We start from the raw sequence: 16,197 nt of genomic DNA, 5'->3' as shown, positions 1-16,197 counted from the left end.
ACAGTTGATCTTGGCGATGTCAGTTTCGAAATGGATTTCTGATTGCGAAACTCGAGGAGCGGGCTCGCCAGTGCGATCATTCGTCGTGGGACTCGGCCGGGCAGGCGCGGGTCTGCATCTCCCCGTCTTGGCCAAACTCCGTGAACGGACCCCGAAGCTCTTCGACGACCATCCCGTCGTTGCCTGCGAACCGAGAGAGACCGTCGTCTCCCGGCCGGGTCTCGTGATCACACCGACCCTCCACGAGGCGGCCGACGGGCTCTGCCCCGCCGACACGATCGTGCACATCTGCACGCCACCGACCCAGCGCCTGGCGGTGCTCTCCGATCTCGCCGCACTGGGCTTTCGCAAGATGATCGTGGAGAAGCCCCTCACGACCGACATCGACGACCTCGCCCGGATCGTCCGCTTGCGCCGCAAGTACAAACTGCATATCGAGGTCGTCGAACCCTGGCTCGCCAGCAGCCTCACGAAGCGGCTGGTCGAGCTCCTCCGCGGTGGCCGGTTCGGCGCCGCGAAGTCGATCGACATCGTGCAGAACAAGCCGCGATTCCGCCGGTCGCTCGTGCGGCCCGGGCACCCGACCGCCTTCGACGTCGAACTGCCGCACGGTGTCGCGCTCGCGCTGCGGCTCGCGGGTGCCGCCCGGGTCACCCACGCGTCCGGAACCGATCTCGAGGTCGAGGGCAACGTCGGCCCGCGGATGGGTGGGGCGGCCGTCGGCCTCCGGCACAACTCGGGTGTCCACACGGAGATCCGCTCGGATCTCACCTCCCCGGTCCGCGAGCGGCGGGTCACCGTCGAGTTCGAGCAGGGCAGCGCGGTCGGGCATTTCGCGGTGAGCGGCGACGACCATCACTCGCAGCTGACGCTGTGTTCGAACGGCCGGTCCGAACACGTCGTCCTGCGGGACGACGCGATGACGGAATGGATGTTCGAGGCCTACCGGAAATTCCAGCTGGACGGAGAGCAGACGCAGGGCTTCACCTTCGCCACCGAGGTGGTCCGGCTGCTGTCGGTGGCCAAGAACATCTGCGCGGAACCGGTCACCAGCCCCGAACCCGACGCGGTGGCGTCCCATGCCGGATGACCCGGTGCTCGCCGGCATCACGGACGAGGCTGCGTACGACATCGGTGGCCAGCTCTCGGTGCTCGACACGCTGGGCTGGAAGGCGATCGAACTGCGCACGGTCGACCGGGAGGCCGTCGCCGACCTCACCGACGCACGGTTCGGCGCCGTCGCGGCCGCCTTGTCCGACAACGGCGTGCGCGTGGTCTGCCTGGCGTCCCGGATCGGTGGCTGGTCCCGTCCGGCCGGTACCGATTTCCGGCGCGACCTCGAAGAACTCGACGTGCTCGCCCGGCGGGCGCGGGCGATCGGCACCGGCTACGTGAGGATCATGTCCTATCCCCACGACGGACTGAGTGATGCCTCCTGGCGCGCGCTGGCCATCGAGCGGATCACCGTGCTCGCCGAGCGGGCCGAGAAGCAGGGAGTCACGCTGCTTCACGAGAACTGTTCGGGCTGGGCGGGCACGCGGGCCGAGCGCATGCTCGACCTGCTGGACGAAGTCGCGAGCCCGGCACTGAAGCTGCTGTTCGACACCGGGAACGGCGTCGCCCACGGTTACGACGGGTTCGACCTGCTCGCCGACATCGTCGGTCACGTCGAGCACGTGCACGTCAAGGACGCCGACGAACGCGGCTTCACGCTCCCCGGCCAGGGCTCCGCGCGGGTCGCCGACTGCGTGAAACTCTTGCGGGCCAACGGATATCAGGGAGCCTGGTCGCTGGAGCCGCATCTCGCGTTCGTACCGCACGAACAAGGGGTACTGGCCGAGGGCGCGGCGTCCGCGTTCGTCGCCGCGGGCCGGGCGATGGCCGAGCTCCTCCGATGAGGCCCGGGGATCGAAGCCTGCTGATGGAGCTGCTCGACCTCCCGACGGCCGGGCCGCTCGAAACGACGGGTGAAGTCCGCCTGTGGGAAGCGATGCGTGCGTACGCCGACGCGGCCGTCGACATCGGTTTCGACGTCCTGCGGTTCGCCGCCCCGGATCCGTCGGTACTGGACCGTCCGGGTGTTCCCCTCCTGCTCCGCGACACCGGGCCCGGATTCCTCACCTGCCAGCCGAGTCTCGTGCTGCGGATCGGCCCCGCCGCTCCCGCCGTCATGTTCAACGTGCACCTCGACACGGTGGCCCCGTTCGAACCGGCGGGTTTCGACGGGACCAGATTCGTCGGCCGCGGCGCGATCGACGCCAAGGGGCCGGCGGTGGCCCTGCTGGCCGGAGTCCGGGCCGCCTTGGCGACGGAGCAGGCGGTCGGCCGGGACATCGGTGTCCTCATCCAGGCGGTCTCCGGCGAGGAGGGCGGGGCGATGGGGGTCTTCGGGACACGGCCGCTCGTCGAAGCGGGATTCCACGGCGAACTCAACATCTTCTGCGAGCCGACCGGACTGTGGTACCTCCCCCGGTGCTCGGCGTCGATGACCGCGTGCGTACACGTGGACGGCGAAGACGCCATCGACGACGAGCCGCATCGAGGACACAACGCGACGGTCCTGCTCGGGTTCCTCGCCCAGCACCTCGCGGACGACCTGCCGAAGCACGGTCAGGTCTGCGTCGCGGGCCTGCACACGGGCCGGATGCACAACCGGGTGTACGGCCGCGGCGAACTTCTGCTCAACATTCCCTATGACTCGGGAGAAGCGGCGGCGAAGATGACCGCGGCACTGGAGGACGGCCTCAGGAGCGGCATCGCCGCGTTCGAGGACCGGTTCCGGCGGTCCCCGGTCTTCGCCCGCACCGCGACGGACGCGGCGAGGATCACCGGCCTGCGCTGGCTGAAACGCGACCTCCCCGCGCTACCGGCGCAGGACATCCCGCTGCTGGACGCGTTCGTTGCCCGCTGGCCGGACGACGAGCCCGCCTTCACGTGCGACGCCTTGTGGCTCGCCGACGTCCCCGGCACGAAGACGGCGGTTCTCGGTCCCGGTTCCTTGGGAGCGAACAACGCGCACTCGCGCGGGGAATACGCCGATGTCGGAGACCTCGACCGGTTCGGCGATCTCGTCCGCGAGATCGTCGTGCGGTTCGCCCGCGACGGAGGAGCATGACCGTGCTGGTGCCCTATCCCGTTCTTCTTTCCTTGGTGGCCGGTGTCTTCGTGGACCGCGGGATGCCCGAGGACCGGGCGGCGATCGCCGCGACCGCGTTGTGCCACGGCGACCTGACCGGGGTGACCTCGCACGGCCTCGTGAACCTGACCAGGCTGTACCTGCCACTGCTCGATCAAGGGCGCGCCGAACCGAAGGCGGACATGACCGTCGAGACCGATCTCGGCGCGTGCGTCCTCGCCGACGCCCGGCGCACACTCGGGTTGTGGTCGGCTTCGCAGGCGATGGAATTGGCGTGCGCCAGGGCTTCGCGGCACGGAATCGGTATGGTCTCGCTGCGCGGGGCGACCCATATCGGCTGCGCCGGGCACCACGCCGCGCGGGCCGTCACGCACGGCATGATCGGCCTCGTCGCTTCGAACTGCGGCGGGCAGCGTATCGCCCCGCCGCCCGGCGGCACGGCCGCGATGCTCGGCACGAACCCGCTCGCGCTGGCCTGTCCCGCCGGCGGCGCGCATCCGTTCGTCCTCGACATGAGCACCACCGTGGTGCCGACCGGCCGGATTCGTGCCGCGGCGCGGGAAGGCAGGGAGATCCCGCCGGGCTGGCTCGCCGACGGCGACGGTGCACCGGTGACCGATCCCGCCGCGTTCGACCGGGGCGAGGCTCATCTGCAATGGCTGGGCGGTGGTCCCGAAACGGGCGCCTACAAGGGATTCGGGCTCGGTCTGCTCGTCGAGGTGCTCGGGGCCCTGGTGCCCGGCGCCATGCTCGGCGCGACGTCGGCCGACGGGAACCGCGACGACGACATCGGGGTGCTCGCGCTCGCGATCGCTCCGGACGTCCTGCGCACCGGATTCGCCGCCGACGCGTCCGCGCTCTTCACCGCGGTGCGGGAGTGGCCCGCCCGCGATCCCGCGGTCCCGGTCGTCTATCCCGGCTGGCACGAGGGTGAGCGCGCGGCCCGCCACCGTGCGCACGGCGTGCCGGTGGCCGACGCGGTCTACCGCGAACTCCGCACGGCGGCGGAGAGGACCACGAGGTGATCCGCGTCGGTGTCGTGGGGCTCGGTGTCATCTCGCGGTTCTACCTTTCCGCGGTGGAACGGTCGCCGGCTTTCGCCCTCGCGGCGGTCTGCGATCTCGATCCGGCGGTACTCGCGAAAATGCCCGTGCCCGGCTACCGCGACCATCGCGAGATGCTCGCCGCCGGAGGACTCGACGCGGTGATCGTCACGGCGCCGAACGACGTGCACGCCGCCGTGTGCCGGGACGTTCTGGACGCGGGTCTGCCCGTATGCGTGGAAAAGCCGATCGCCACGAGCCTCCTCGATGGCGAGGACCTCGTGGAAAGAGCCGCGCGGCGGAATGTCGCGCTGTTCACGGCTTTCCACCGGCGGTACAACGGCAACGTGCGCGCGTTACGCGAGAGGATCGCGGGCGGGCCGCCGATCGCCTCCCTGACCGTGCGCTACCTGGAACGGATCGAAGAGCACGTCGGCGGTGATCGCTGGTACCTCGACGCGACACGATGCGGTGGCGGATGCGTGGCGGACAACGGACCGAACGCCCTCGACCTCGTCCAGTTGTTCCTCGGCACCCTGAGGTTGCGAGACGCCCGGATCAGCCGTGACGCCGACGGCATCGACCGGCAGGCGACGCTGACACTCGAAGGCGCGGTCGTCGAACTCGACTGGTCGTTCCCCGGGGAGGTCAAGGACGTCGAGGTCCGGCTGGCGGACGGCACGATCCTGCGCGCCGACCTGCTCGACGGCTACCCGGAGTTCAAGGGATCGCTGTGGCACGAATACGAGGGATTGCTGCGCGAGTTCGAGGACGCCGTGCGCAAGGGCGCTTCCTGGCACGACAACGGCCTGGTCACACTGTCCATAGTGGACGATTGTTACCGGAGGGAGAACGATGCGGGAAGACGGGCCGAAGCGGGAGATCATCGGCACGGTGGTGAAGGTGCTGGTGCATCGGCGTGACGACCGGGGCATGAGTCTCGAACCGTTCGCCAGCCGGTGCGTCCGCGCCGGCGAGGTCCACGAACTCGTGACGACCAGCCACGACGACACGGCGCCGGGCGCCCGTATCGACCACGTCGGCTTCCTCGGGTTCGCCGAGATCGACCGTGCCGGCGTGATCGACAGAGGCGACGAAGTGTGGATCGGTGGCGAACTCGTCGGCACCGTGCTCGGCTTCGACGGCTGCCATTTCCCCAACCACTACAACATCCTCATCCACACCGCGCTGCCGGTCACCGGTGAAGGGATCGGTTTGAAACCGGAGCGGGAGGTCTGCTTCCGGGGGCGGTGGTGAGTGACTCGCCCGCGCCGGGGAGCCACTCACCACCGCGCGGTCACTTGCCCAGCAGCGGCACGTCGCTCTTGCCGAGGTGGTAATCGCGTACCGCGTGCACGAGTTCGTCGACGGTCAGTTTCCCGTTGCCGTTCACGTCGATGGCCCGGAACGCCGGGGCCACGGCGGAGGCTTCGACCCCGATGGCGTCCAGCCACTTCGCGAACTCCCGCTGGTCGACCTCGCCATCGCCGTCGGTGTCGCACAGGCCGACGATCGCGGAAATGGTCGGGCGGACCACCCTGGCGAATCCCGCGTCGCCTTCCTGGAAGATCTGCGCTTCGATCACCTCGGTGAACTGCCGCTCGTTCAACGAGCCGTTCGGGCCGACGCCCGCCTTGTCGGCAAGGAACTCGAACATCGTCTTGAACGAGTCCTGCACCGCGCGCGCCTGTGGCGAGGTCTGGTCCTCACCGAACGCACTGATGATCCGCTTGGCCTCGGCTTCGAAGTCGGACTTCTCGATCCTGCCGTTGCCGTTGACGTCCCACTTCTGGAAACGCTTCTGGAGCCGGTCGTTCTTGATCGCCGTGGTCATTCGTGCACTCTCCTTTTCGCGAAAGATCGGAAGAATTGCGGTACGCGTGCCTGCCCTGCTCTCGACCAGGCAGAACGTTCAGAGCCGGACGACCTCCTTCCCGGGAACCCGTCCCGTCACGTCGAACAGCAACCTGGCCGTCGAGGCCAGACGGCCGTGGTCGTAGGCGCGATGCGCCACCAGCAGGACGGCGACATCCGCGGTGCGCAGCGTCGCGTCGAGATCGGCCACCGGCGGGCCCAGTTCGGGCACGGTCTCCGCCACCGGATCGTGGTAGGACAGCTCCGCCCCGAGCGCCCGCAACCGGAGGGCGATCCGGATGGCGGCGGACTCACGGGTGTCCGGCACGTCCGCCTTGTACGAGACACCGAGCAGCAGTACTTTCGCGTCTCGCAACGGCTTTCCGTGCTCGGCGAGCAACCGGGTCACGCGTTCGACCACGTGCTCCGGCATCCGGTCGTCCACGAGCCGGGCGGCGTGCACCACACCGAGCAGGGCGCCTTCCCGCTCGGCCTTGTCCAGCAGGTATTTGGGATCGACCGGGATGCAATGGCCGCCGACGCCCGGCCCCGGCGCGAACGACGTGAAACCGAACGGTTTGGTCGCCGCGCAATGCATCACGTCCCAGACGTCGACGCCGATCTGGTCGCAGAAGATGGCGATCTCGTTGACCAGCGCGATGTTCACGTACCGGTAGGTGTTCTCCAGCAGTTTGGCCATCTCCGCTTCCCTGGTGCCCCGCGCGATCACCACCGTGTCGACGAAACGCTCGTAGAACTCGGCACAACGTTTCGCGCAGGACGGGGTGTGCCCGCTGATCACCTTCGGCGTGTTCCCGATGCCGAACCGTCTGTTCCCGGGGTCGACCCGCTCGGGTGAATAGGCGAGCGAGAAGTCGGTTCCCGCTGTCAGACCGCGTTTTTCGAGGATCGGCCGGACGATCTCGTCGGTGGTGCCCGGAAAGCTCGTCGACTCGATGATCACCATCATGCCCGGCGACAGGCGTTCGGCGACCGTCTCCACCGCGCGGCGCACGGCGGCCAGATCCGGTCCGCCCGCCGTGGTCAACCCGGTCGGCACGCACAGCACGATCGTCTCCGCGCCACCGAGGACGTCGGGGTCGGTCGTCACCGCGAAGCCGTTCTCTCGCATGGCCCGTAACCGGCTCACGGACACGTCGGGCACATGTGGCCTGCCCGCGGCGATCTCGGCCGCCACCCGGGGCGAGGTGTCGTATCCGATCACCGACAATCCCGCCCCGGCAACGGCTTCCGCCAGCGGTAGCCCGACGTAGCCGACTCCCACCACGACAACGTCGACAGCCACGTGAGCGTTCTCAGTCAACGGCTGACCGAGAAGGAGCCGCTACCCGCCGGCACATGGGAGCCGAACCCTTGATTGACCGGAACGCCCGGTGTCAGGCAGAACGGATCCCCGTGAACGACCACTTCCGACGAGCTCAGGTTGAGCAGAACGTGTGCGGCGATGGGAAGTTTGTTACAGCCTTCGGGGTTCCGGTAGTTGTCCAGGCGCTGGAATTCGGTGGAAAAGACCACCACTTCGCCCGCCGCCGCCTGAGCGGGCGGGCTCGGCACGATCAGCAGTGCTCCCACGGATGCCGCGCTCGACACCGCGGCGACAAGACGGTTCATCGCATGCCTCCCACATCCAAGATCACGACTTCTCTCCGCACGCTAACAGTCACTCCGTGTCAAACTTTTGCTCACGGCGGATCTTCACGCGCGCAGGTTGCGGCCGCTCGGACAGGGTCATCCGGATGGTGGCGTCAAGCGCTCCCTGTGTGATGTTCGGGAACGGGCGGTTCACATGAAGGAGTGGCGCGGTGGTCGTCCGGACGAACGGGGACTACTCCGCCTCGCGCGCGTTGATGGGGTATGTCAAACGTGACGCGTTGCGAAAGCCACTTTCGCAACGTTGAAGGTTGGGAAAGTGGCTTTCGCAACGTCAGCGGCCTTACCCCTGAAGAAAATCCGAAACGCCACTGTCGGCGACCTCGGCCGAAGTCGGCAGAGAAGGATGTGCTCCATGCCGCGTCACGACGACAGCGGCCACTTTCGCCGCGAAGCCGCAAGCAGCCACCACCTCCGCGGTCGTCGGCTCACAGGGGATTTCCGCGAGCCGGGCGGCGAGCGCTCCGACGAACGAATCCCCCGCGGCGGTGGTGTCCACCGCCCGTACCGCGACGGCCGGGACGTGCGTGGACGACGACGCGTCGAGGACGGCACAGCCCGCGGCGCCCAGCGTCACGATCACCCACCGGCATCCCGCCGCGAACAGCTCGGCACCGCCGCGCCGCAAACCGTGGCCGTCGAACGGATCCTGACCGGTGAGCTGCCGGAACTCGATTTCGTTCGCCACCACCACATCGCTGACCGGCAACAGCTTCCGGGCCACGTCGTCGGCGGGCGCGGTGTTGAGCACGGTCAGCACGCCACGGGAGCGAGCGGCCGCGAAAGCGCGTTCCGTCGCTTCGGGAGCCGCCTCCAACTGGCCCGCGACGACGCGAAGCCCCGGCAGTTCATTGATCGCCGCTTCGGCCGCGGCCGCCGGGATGTCGGCGTTCGCCCCGGACACGACGACGATCGAATTGACGCCCTCCGCGTCGACGGTGATCGCCGCCCGGCCGGTCGGCGACGCGGAACGGCGCACGTGGGTCACGTCGGCGCCCTCGGCGAGCAAGGCTTCCAGGTATTCGTCGCCGTCTTCGTCCTGTCCGACGCAGCCGATCACGGCCACTTCCGCGCCGAGCCGGGCGGCGGCGACCGCTTGGTTGCCGCCCTTCCCGCCCAGCTCCCGGCTCGCCGAAAAGCCCATCAGGGTCTCCCCCGGCTCCGGGATGCGCGGCGCGTGGACGATGTGATCGACGTTGAGCGACGCGACCACCGCTATCGCGCGGCTCATGCGGTCAGCCACCGGGCCGGGACATCACGCATCAGCCGGGCCACGGCTTCGGCCGGCACGCCTTCGGCTTCGAGCAGGTCGGCGAAGATCGTCGGCACGAACACGAGCCCGTTCCCGCCGTTGTGCGTCCACATCTGCTTCAGGAACAGATCGTGCGACAGCATGATCTGGTCACCGAAGCCCTCGCGCACCCACCTCGCCACGGCGCGAGCGGTCTGGGAGACCGTCGGGGCGACACCTTCGCCGGGGAACGAGATGTCGAGGCCGATCATGTCGAACTCCAGCAGTACGCCGCGTTCGAGCAGCTCGCGTTGATATCCCGGGTCTTCCCCGGACGGATCGCTGTGCGCGAGCGCGACCTTGCCCGGCAGCGCACCGCATTCCTCCAGCACGAGGTCCAGCACCTCGTGCCCGCGGCGCTGCCAGCCCGGCATGTGGATGTTCAGCCCCACGGAGGGCCGCTCCGCCTGCGCGAGCGCCGCCGCCCGCAAGGAAGCCCGCTCCCCGTCGGTGAAGAACGGCGAAACCCCGACCTCACCGATGACACCGGCCCGGATCCCCGTCTCGCCGACACCCTCGTCCAGCTCGGCGAGGATGCGCTCGGTCTGCGCGTCGACGGCGACCGCGGTGATGCGCTCCCCCTCGAACTTCTCCAGGTACGCACCGGTGCCCATGACGATGGTGACCCCGGTGGTCTCGGCCACCGCCGCCAGGGCGAGCGGATCCCGGCCGATCGCGGCGCTTCCCGTCGCGTCGACCAGCGTGCCGCCGCCCGCCGCGGCGAACGCGGTCACCTCGCGCACGACACTCGCCCGGTCCTTCGCCGCCACGTTGTCGGCGCAGCAGTAGGGATCCTGGCGGAGCAGGAACTGCCATCCCGGCCCCACTTCCGCCTCGGCGAGCGGCCGCGTGGAGGCGTACGAGGGTTCGGCGACCGCGGAGGACAGGTCGTTGAAGAGGTGCTCGTGCGGCAGCACCAGCCCGAGGTCCGCCGCGTCGACCGGCCCGAGAACGCCGCGCACCTCAGCCACGGCGCACCTCGGCGGGCTGGGCGAGGACCGCCGGTTCGACCGTGTGCCGGGACGGGATCATCGCGATCGCCGCGGCCGCCAGGGCCACGAACGCGCCGATGACGGTGACCAGGTGGAGGCTGGACCCCGCGGCGGGGGCGACGAGTTCGAGCAGCAGGGATCCGATGAGCTGACCGGCCGTGGAGGCCAGCCCCAGCAGCAGGAGCCCGAGACCGCGCACCAGCAAGGCCATCAACGCGATCGACAGGAGGCCGAGAGGTCCGCCGAAGTACATCCACCAGGTGCCCGGCAACGCGAAGTGCGCGCCCGAGACCGCCATCCGAACCACGTACACGAGGCCCAGTGCCACGAAGCCGATGAGGAAGTTCCAGGTGATGGAGACGAACATCGAGCCGGACAGCAGGCCGACCTCGGAGTTGCCGGCGGGCTGCCAGCCGGCGAGCAGGCCACCGACGAACGGCATGATCGCCAGCGCGATCATGTGCGGGGCCGACCAGTTCGGGGACACCACCAGCACGGTGGCGCAGATGGCGAGGATCGCCCCGGCCACGCGCGGCGCGCTCATCGCCTGTTTGAACGGCACGCCGATGCCGAGGCGGTCGCACACCACGCCGGAGATGACCATGCCGGAGATCAGCGAGGTCTGGAAGATCGCCACCCCGAGGAAACCCACCGTGACCCCCTCGGAGAGCACGATCACCGCGCCGCACAGACCGGCGAAGAAGTTCCACCGCGGGATCTCCCCGCGCACCAGCTGACCGGGCAGCCGGAAGAACGCGTCACGCGTCCGGGTGCGCGCCAGCACGATGATCAGCATCAGCACCAGGCCGGTGCCGAAGGACACCAGCGCGGCGGCGTGCCCGTCGGCGAGCGCGGTGCCGAGATGCCCGTTGACGAGCGACTGCAACGGGCCGAGCATTCCGGCGAAGACGGTCGCGATCGTCAAGACGACGACCGAAGCCGCGCGGCCGGTGGGTGACGTACTCATCGAATCCTCCTTGATCCCGAGTGCGCGCGGCTCAGTTTTCGCGACCGGCGAGCCAGGTCGTCGCCTGCGCGAAGAGCCTGCCGTAGCCGTCCCAGCTCATGAACTCCTCGGGAGCCCAGTGCGGGGAGATGTCCGAGGTGAACGCGAGGGTGCGGCCGCGGCCGACCCGGCGCGCGGCCAGCATGACGTCGCCCTCGACGGTGGCGAGCAGCTCCGCGTCCGGCTTCAGCGTGGTGTGCTGGTAGCCCAGCAGGATCGGCCACTCCTGGTCGAGACCGGAGACCACCGGGTGCCCGGGCTGGACGACCTGGGCACGCACGCCCTCCGGCGTCTCGACGCGGTCGTCGTACGGGTCGATGTCGACCGGGAGGATCTCCTCGATCGGCGTCCGGTGGTAGTTCGCCTTGCCCTCGAAGCCCTGGAAGCTCAGGTAACCGCCGGCCATCATCAGGCCGCCGCCGTTCGTGACCCACTCGCGCAGCAGTTTGAGCCGGTTGGGCGTCGGACGGCCGCGAGTGAACGTGTCCGGGTGCAGCAGCAGCGTGTTGGAGCCGATGTCGGAGAGCAGGACGACGTCGTAGGCGTCGAGTTCCTCCAGCGTCTGCGGGAATTTCTCGGCCACGTCGTGCGAACGCAGGTGAGTCACCTCGACCCCTTCCGCCGCCAGCGCCGCCAGCAGCCGCTCGCACCCGATCTCCACCTGGGTGTGCGCGAACGGGTCGTATCCCTTGTGGTCGATCGTCGCACTGACCCACGACTCCCCGGCTAGCAGGACCTTGACCATCGACGACTCCTTCGAGCGAAAAGCCTTAGCGTAGTTTGCGCAACGTAGCGCAACGCCGTCAATATAAGATGCGTTCGCAGTCGCCGTCAACGCTCAACGGGGAGGAGCCGGATGTCGCTGGCGAAGGTGGCCCGAGAGGCCGGAGTGGCCGTGTCGACGGTGTCGAGGTACGTCAAGGGGGAGCTCAACGTCGCCTCCGAGACGGCCCGGCGCATCGACGCCGCGCTGGCGGCCGAAGGGCATCCGCCCGTACGGAAACAAGTGACCGGCCTCAGCCTCGGCCTGGTGGTCCCGTCGCTGGACAACCCGTACTTCTCCACGCTGGCGGACGCGGTGGTCGACGCCGCCGCGACAGACGGCGTCGACGTGCTCACCGCGCTCACCGGGTCCTCGCCGTCACGGGAACGCGCCGCCGTCGAGCGCCTGATACGGGTGCCGGACGTGGGCGGGCTGATCTACCTGGGGATGAACACCACCAACGAAGCCTTCACCAGCCGCCTGGCAGGCGATTTCCCGGTGGTCTTCCTCGACGAGTACGTCGAGGCGGCCGGTCCGCGGATCGCGCATGTCACCGCGAACAGTTTCGGCGGCGCCTACCAGGCGACCACCCACCTGCTCTCCCAGGGCCACCGGCGGATCGCCCATGTCGGCGGACCGGCCGGGCTGCGCACGGCCGACCAGCGCGAGGCGGGTTACCGGGCCGCGCTGAAGTCGCACGGGGTCGAGGCTGACGAAGCGATGATCGTGCGCGGCGCGTTCAGCTCGGCGTTCGGCATGAACTTCTTCGCGCATATGGCGCGGACCGGCGCGGCGCCGACGGCCGTGTTCACCGCCAGCGACATCGCCGCGGTCGGCCTGCTCGAAGCGGCCCGCCGCGCCGGGGTCTCGGTGCCGGAAGACCTTTCGGTGATCGGCTGCGACGGGATCACCCTCGGCGAATGGACGTCGCCGCGCCTGACCACCGTCGCGCAGCCGACGGAGCAGATGGCCCGCAAGGCGGTCGACGAGATCACCCGTCTCGCGGCCGGCCGCGAGCCCGCCGACCACGTGCTCTCCATGCGGCTCGTCGTCCGCGAATCGACCCAGGAGTACCCCGCATGACCGACGAAACCCTCGCGTTGCTGCGCGATCTGGTGCGCCAGGACACCACCTCCGGCGACAGCGCCGCACAGGCCGCCGCGCAGGAACTGGCCGTCTCCTACGCCACCGCCGCTCCGGGCGTACGCGTGCTGCGACGCTCGACCGCCGGGCGGCCGTGGGTACTGGTCGGCACCGGATCCGGCGACGGGCCGTTGTTCGTGTGCCATATCGACACCGTCCCCGTCGGCTCCCCCGCGCTGTGGGACCGCGCCCCGTTCTCCGCGGACGTCGACGAGGAGTTCCTGCACGGCCGCGGCAGCGTCGACATGAAGGGCGGGCTGGTCGCCGCTCTGGCCGCGTTGCGCAACGCCGCGGAAGCCGGTGCCCACGCGCAGGTCCTCATCACCAGCGACGAAGAGATCGGCTGCCGGGGCGCGACCGAGGCCTCGGCTTCGCTGGAGCTGACGCCGCGGATCGTCGTGGTGCCGGAGGCGACCCGGAACCGCGTCTCGCTCGGCCACCGCGGCGCCACCTGGCTGCGGCTCGCCGCGCGGGGGAAGGCGGCCCACGGCTCCACGCCGCAACTGGGCCGCAACGCGATCCGGTTGCTCGCCGACCGGGCCCTCGGCACGCTCGATTCCCTCCCGTTGGCCGCCGACGACTACCTGGGCGAGGAAACCGTCAACGTCGGCACCTTCGAAGGCGGGACCGCGCCGAACATCGTGCCCGCGTCGGCGGTTCTGACGCTGGATGTGCGCACTGTGGACGGTGGAGCGCCGTCGATCGCTTGGGCTTCCGCGCTCGATCCGGCCATCACCGCGGAGGTGGATCTCGATCTGCCCGCCGTCCGGACGGCGCGGCTGCCGGAGCTTCTCTCCGGCCAGACGCCCGCGCCCGCGGCCACTTACTTCACGGACGCGTCGGCTTTGGCCGGATCCGTGGGCGGCGCGCCGATCGTGATCTGGGGCCCTGGCGATCCCGGGGAGATGCACGCGGCGAACGAGAAGCTGGAACTGGAATCGTGGCGGCGGGCTTCGCGCAACTATCTCGACTTGGTGTTGGCCGCCGCGCGCTGATCCCAGTGATCAGCCCAGTTTGAGCCACCCCAGCGCCAGCGCGACCACGAACCCGCTCGCCAGGACGACGATCACGCCGATGAGGATCAGCCACGCGACAGGCATCGCCTTGGACGGCATCGGCTGCGGATGCGAGAGCCCGGACGTCTGAGCGGAGTCGGGCGGTGTGTCACCCGGCCGGACGCCACCACCTGGTTCGCGGCGGGTCTTCTCGGGTTCCGGGTCGGGCGGCTGGGCTGTCATCGCCGGTACTCCTTCGGTCGGTCTTCCCCACCGGATACCCGAACGACGGCGACGAAACCCTGTCAGCCGAGCTGGGGTACATCGCCCGGGAAGCCGATGGGCAGCTGGTACATCCCGCGGGCGGTGCGGCCGCCTCCGAGCCAGCCGTGGAAGTGGATGCGGCCGTCGACGACGTCGGCGCCTCCCGGCGCGTCGACCTTGCCGCCGAGCAGATCGGTGGACAGGAACGGCGTACCCGCCTTCACGAACGGCCCGCTCAACGAGGGCGCGGAGGCGTATCCCGTGTGATAGCCGGAACTCTGGAACGTGTCGGCGGAGTAGAACAACAGGTACCGGCTCGGCGTCTTCACCACCGCCGGCGCCTCGACGACCGCGTTCTCCGACGCGAGATCGGCGCGCAGGAGCTCGATCCGCGGGCCGTCGGGTGTCCGTCCGTCGGCGCGCAGTTTCTGGGACCAGATCGCCGCCGGAGGCCCGACCGCCGCGCCGTCGCTCTTGTAGAGCAGGTATCGCGAGCCGTCCGAGTCCACGAAGGTCTGCGGGTCGATGTCACCGCCGTCGCCGGGAACACAGATCAGTGGCCCGTCTCCGGCGGGTGTGTACGGCCCTTCGGCCTTCGCGGCGGTCGCGACGCCGATGCACATCTCCCCTCCGGGAGCCACCGCCGCGGAGAAGTAGAGCACGAACGTGCCGTCGGAAAGGCGGGCCACGTCGGGAGCCCAGAACCCGCCGTCGGGTTTCGCCCATTTCGGCACGGCCGCGAGAGCGTCACCGGCCACCCGCCAGGGCCCTTCCGCCGCCGGAGCGTGCGCGTAGGGCACCTTCACCGCACCGGTGCTCGTGGAGAAGGCGAAGAAGCCGGAGTCGGTCTTGACGATGTCGGGGTCCGGGAAATCCTGTCCGATGAGCAGCTTCGGCGTGCCGATCGCGAAGGCGGGCGGCGAGGAGACGAGTGTCAGGGCCACGGCGAGGATCACGAGCCGGCGCAGGAACTTCATGACCGATTCTGTGGACGGGACGACGCGGTCGGCAGCGTAACGCGGGCCTTGCCACCGGGAAGCGTGGATTTGGCCGTTCACCCGGTCCTGCGGGATTCAACCGCGAGACTTCGGGTAGTCGCGCTCCTTGTGGTGCCGGACCACGGCGACCGGACAGGGCGCGTGGTGCACCATGGCGCGGCTGACCGAGCCCAGAAGAGCTCGGCGTAACGGCCCACGTCCATGACTGCCGACGACGAGCAGCGCGGCGCCCTCGGCTTGCTCCGCCAATGCGTGGGCGGGCCGGTCGACCGCGATCACGCGCTGGACGGGGATGTCCGGATACCGTTCCCGATATCCGGCCAGCGCTTCGTCGAGCAGGGGTTTTCCCCGTTCCTCGATGAGCTCCCTGTCGTGCTCGGTGGGAGTCACCGCCATCGCTTCGAGCGGCAGATCGGACCACACGTGCAAGGCCACCAGCGCGCGGCCGTGCCGGGCGGCGAAGTCGTAGGCGAATCCGATGGCTTCCCTGCTGGTCTCGGATCCGTCGACGCCCACCACGACCTTCCCGTCACCCTCCGACGACGGTTCCTCGCCGGTGCGCACGACCACGATGGGCCGGTGGTAGTCGTGCAGGAGTTCGTTGGCCGTCGAGCCGACCAGGAGCCTGGGCAGCGCGGTGAGCCCCGACGAACCGATGACCAGCAGATCCGCGTTCTCCGCGGCGTGGGCCAGCTCGTCGGGCGCGCGGCCGGACAGCAACCGCGTCGAAACGGTCAGCTCCGGCCAGGCTCGGCGACATTCCTGCGCGATGTCGCCGAGCATGGCCTCGGCGTGCCGCTGCGCTGTTTCCTGCCCTGCTTCGAGGAATCCCGGCCGCGGCCAAGCCCCACCACCCGGGACGGCTTCGGGCACGGGCGGGAATCCGACGACATGGGCGACGACCAATCCGCGACCGCGGGCGGCTGCCTCCCCCGCGGCCCAGCGCACGGCCTTCCGCGCTTCTTCGGAGCCGTCATAGCCTGCGACGACGGCTCCTTTGTCCATTGTGGATTCCGTGGACGACATGGCGTCCCTCCCCAA

General features: G+C 69.5%; 18 protein-coding genes. 8 read left to right on the top strand and 10 right to left on the bottom strand.

From position 1 onward, the window contains the following. Positions 1-70: 70 nt before the first annotated feature. The 6 genes from AMK34_RS38355 to AMK34_RS38330 are packed head-to-tail and all read left to right on the top strand — an operon-like array spanning position 71 to position 5,436. Positions 71-1,090 carry a Gfo/Idh/MocA family oxidoreductase gene (locus tag AMK34_RS38355; RefSeq protein ID WP_083650112.1) on the top strand — a complete coding sequence of 340 codons (1,020 nt, stop codon included), beginning with the start codon at positions 71-73 and terminating at the stop codon, positions 1,088-1,090. Further along, positions 1,080-1,898, top strand: coding sequence for a sugar phosphate isomerase/epimerase family protein (locus AMK34_RS38350; RefSeq protein ID WP_073848652.1), 819 nt, complete (start codon positions 1,080-1,082; stop codon positions 1,896-1,898). Before AMK34_RS38355 ends, AMK34_RS38350 begins: the two co-directional genes overlap by 11 nt. Then, positions 1,895-3,115 carry a M20/M25/M40 family metallo-hydrolase gene (locus AMK34_RS38345; protein ID WP_073848651.1) on the top strand — a complete coding sequence of 407 codons (1,221 nt, stop codon included), beginning with the start codon at positions 1,895-1,897 and terminating at the stop codon, positions 3,113-3,115. Before AMK34_RS38350 ends, AMK34_RS38345 begins: the two co-directional genes overlap by 4 nt. After that, positions 3,112-4,161 (top strand): Ldh family oxidoreductase, encoded by a 1,050-nt coding sequence (locus tag AMK34_RS38340; RefSeq protein ID WP_143202749.1) that lies wholly within the window; start codon positions 3,112-3,114, stop codon positions 4,159-4,161. The genes AMK34_RS38345 and AMK34_RS38340 overlap by 4 nt, the downstream gene beginning before the upstream one ends. Then, the gene (locus tag AMK34_RS38335; protein ID WP_073848649.1) at positions 4,158-5,102 is read left to right on the top strand and encodes a Gfo/Idh/MocA family protein; all 945 of its coding nucleotides are present in this window, start codon (positions 4,158-4,160) and stop codon (positions 5,100-5,102) included. The genes AMK34_RS38340 and AMK34_RS38335 overlap by 4 nt, the downstream gene beginning before the upstream one ends. Then, on the top strand, positions 5,035-5,436 hold the full coding sequence (locus tag AMK34_RS38330; RefSeq protein WP_073848647.1) for a DUF6917 domain-containing protein: 402 nt from the start codon (positions 5,035-5,037) through the stop codon (positions 5,434-5,436). The genes AMK34_RS38335 and AMK34_RS38330 overlap by 68 nt, the downstream gene beginning before the upstream one ends. Positions 5,437-5,476: 40 nt before the next feature. Here AMK34_RS38330 and AMK34_RS38325 read toward each other — a convergent pair whose 3' ends face one another. The 7 genes from AMK34_RS38325 to AMK34_RS38295 all read right to left on the bottom strand — a co-directional run bounded on the left by AMK34_RS38325 (position 5,477) and on the right by AMK34_RS38295 (position 11,738). Beyond that, positions 5,477-6,013, bottom strand: a complete 537-nt coding sequence (locus AMK34_RS38325) for an EF-hand domain-containing protein (protein WP_038510731.1) — start codon at positions 6,011-6,013, stop codon at positions 5,477-5,479. Between the two features lie 78 nt (positions 6,014-6,091). Next, on the bottom strand, positions 6,092-7,339 hold the full coding sequence (locus tag AMK34_RS38320; protein ID WP_073848645.1) for a nucleotide sugar dehydrogenase: 1,248 nt from the start codon (positions 7,337-7,339) through the stop codon (positions 6,092-6,094). A 14-nt stretch (positions 7,340-7,353) separates the two neighbouring features. Next, positions 7,354-7,665 (bottom strand): hypothetical protein, encoded by a 312-nt coding sequence (locus AMK34_RS38315; RefSeq protein ID WP_038510728.1) that lies wholly within the window; start codon positions 7,663-7,665, stop codon positions 7,354-7,356. Positions 7,666-7,987: 322 nt separating this feature from the next. Beyond that, entirely contained in the window at positions 7,988-8,935 is a 948-nt protein-coding gene (locus AMK34_RS38310; RefSeq protein WP_073848644.1) for a ribokinase, read from the bottom strand. Continuing rightward, on the bottom strand, positions 8,932-9,966 hold the full coding sequence (locus tag AMK34_RS38305) for a phosphotriesterase family protein (RefSeq protein ID WP_143202748.1): 1,035 nt from the start codon (positions 9,964-9,966) through the stop codon (positions 8,932-8,934). Before AMK34_RS38305 ends, AMK34_RS38310 begins: the two co-directional genes overlap by 4 nt. Next, positions 9,959-10,954, bottom strand: coding sequence for a DMT family transporter (locus tag AMK34_RS38300; RefSeq protein ID WP_073848643.1), 996 nt, complete (start codon positions 10,952-10,954; stop codon positions 9,959-9,961). Before AMK34_RS38300 ends, AMK34_RS38305 begins: the two co-directional genes overlap by 8 nt. 31 nt (positions 10,955-10,985) lie before the next feature. After that, positions 10,986-11,738, bottom strand: coding sequence for a glutamine amidotransferase (locus tag AMK34_RS38295; protein WP_073848641.1), 753 nt, complete (start codon positions 11,736-11,738; stop codon positions 10,986-10,988). Positions 11,739-11,849: 111 nt separating this feature from the next. Here AMK34_RS38295 and AMK34_RS38290 point away from each other — a divergent pair, with 111 nt between their 5' ends. Together AMK34_RS38290 and AMK34_RS38285 are read left to right on the top strand one after the other, a co-directional pair. Beyond that, on the top strand, positions 11,850-12,839 hold the full coding sequence (locus tag AMK34_RS38290; protein WP_073848639.1) for a LacI family DNA-binding transcriptional regulator: 990 nt from the start codon (positions 11,850-11,852) through the stop codon (positions 12,837-12,839). Further along, on the top strand, positions 12,836-13,894 hold the full coding sequence (locus tag AMK34_RS38285) for a M20 family metallopeptidase (protein WP_073848637.1): 1,059 nt from the start codon (positions 12,836-12,838) through the stop codon (positions 13,892-13,894). Before AMK34_RS38290 ends, AMK34_RS38285 begins: the two co-directional genes overlap by 4 nt. A 9-nt stretch (positions 13,895-13,903) precedes the next feature. Here AMK34_RS38285 and AMK34_RS38280 read toward each other — a convergent pair whose 3' ends face one another. From AMK34_RS38280 to AMK34_RS38270, 3 genes are all read right to left on the bottom strand, one after another. Continuing rightward, positions 13,904-14,137, bottom strand: coding sequence for a DUF6480 family protein (locus AMK34_RS38280; protein WP_037345055.1), 234 nt, complete (start codon positions 14,135-14,137; stop codon positions 13,904-13,906). Between the two features lie 62 nt (positions 14,138-14,199). Further along, positions 14,200-15,135 (bottom strand): glycoside hydrolase family 43 protein, encoded by a 936-nt coding sequence (locus AMK34_RS38275; protein ID WP_073848635.1) that lies wholly within the window; start codon positions 15,133-15,135, stop codon positions 14,200-14,202. A gap of 96 nt (positions 15,136-15,231) precedes the next feature. Then, positions 15,232-16,182 carry a universal stress protein gene (locus AMK34_RS38270; protein WP_241832955.1) on the bottom strand — a complete coding sequence of 317 codons (951 nt, stop codon included), beginning with the start codon at positions 16,180-16,182 and terminating at the stop codon, positions 15,232-15,234. Positions 16,183-16,197 lie beyond the last annotated feature (15 nt).

The organism is Amycolatopsis sp. CB00013 (genome assembly GCF_001905755.1).
Taxonomy (GTDB): domain Bacteria; phylum Actinomycetota; class Actinomycetes; order Mycobacteriales; family Pseudonocardiaceae; genus Amycolatopsis; species Amycolatopsis japonica.
This window is presented reverse-complemented; position numbering and strand designations above follow the sequence as displayed.

What these genes read in the sequence shown, in the direction of transcription:
- AMK34_RS38345 (WP_073848651.1), top strand. Translation starts at nt 1,895, where the DNA reads ATGAGGCCCGGGGATCGAAGCCTGCTGATGGAGCTGCTCGACCTCCCG.
- AMK34_RS38280 (WP_037345055.1), bottom strand. Translation starts at nt 14,137, where the DNA reads ATGACAGCCCAGCCGCCCGACCCGGAACCCGAGAAGACCCGCCGCGAA.
- AMK34_RS38325 (WP_038510731.1), bottom strand. Translation starts at nt 6,013, where the DNA reads ATGACCACGGCGATCAAGAACGACCGGCTCCAGAAGCGTTTCCAGAAG.
- AMK34_RS38295 (WP_073848641.1), bottom strand. Translation starts at nt 11,738, where the DNA reads ATGGTCAAGGTCCTGCTAGCCGGGGAGTCGTGGGTCAGTGCGACGATC.
- AMK34_RS38310 (WP_073848644.1), bottom strand. Translation starts at nt 8,935, where the DNA reads ATGAGCCGCGCGATAGCGGTGGTCGCGTCGCTCAACGTCGATCACATC.
- AMK34_RS38275 (WP_073848635.1), bottom strand. Translation starts at nt 15,135, where the DNA reads ATGAAGTTCCTGCGCCGGCTCGTGATCCTCGCCGTGGCCCTGACACTC.
- AMK34_RS38285 (WP_073848637.1), top strand. Translation starts at nt 12,836, where the DNA reads ATGACCGACGAAACCCTCGCGTTGCTGCGCGATCTGGTGCGCCAGGAC.
- AMK34_RS38330 (WP_073848647.1), top strand. Translation starts at nt 5,035, where the DNA reads ATGCGGGAAGACGGGCCGAAGCGGGAGATCATCGGCACGGTGGTGAAG.
- AMK34_RS38300 (WP_073848643.1), bottom strand. Translation starts at nt 10,954, where the DNA reads ATGAGTACGTCACCCACCGGCCGCGCGGCTTCGGTCGTCGTCTTGACG.
- AMK34_RS38315 (WP_038510728.1), bottom strand. Translation starts at nt 7,665, where the DNA reads ATGAACCGTCTTGTCGCCGCGGTGTCGAGCGCGGCATCCGTGGGAGCA.
- AMK34_RS38290 (WP_073848639.1), top strand. Translation starts at nt 11,850, where the DNA reads ATGTCGCTGGCGAAGGTGGCCCGAGAGGCCGGAGTGGCCGTGTCGACG.
- AMK34_RS38270 (WP_241832955.1), bottom strand. Translation starts at nt 16,182, where the DNA reads ATGTCGTCCACGGAATCCACAATGGACAAAGGAGCCGTCGTCGCAGGC.
- AMK34_RS38350 (WP_073848652.1), top strand. Translation starts at nt 1,080, where the DNA reads ATGCCGGATGACCCGGTGCTCGCCGGCATCACGGACGAGGCTGCGTAC.
- AMK34_RS38340 (WP_143202749.1), top strand. Translation starts at nt 3,112, where the DNA reads ATGACCGTGCTGGTGCCCTATCCCGTTCTTCTTTCCTTGGTGGCCGGT.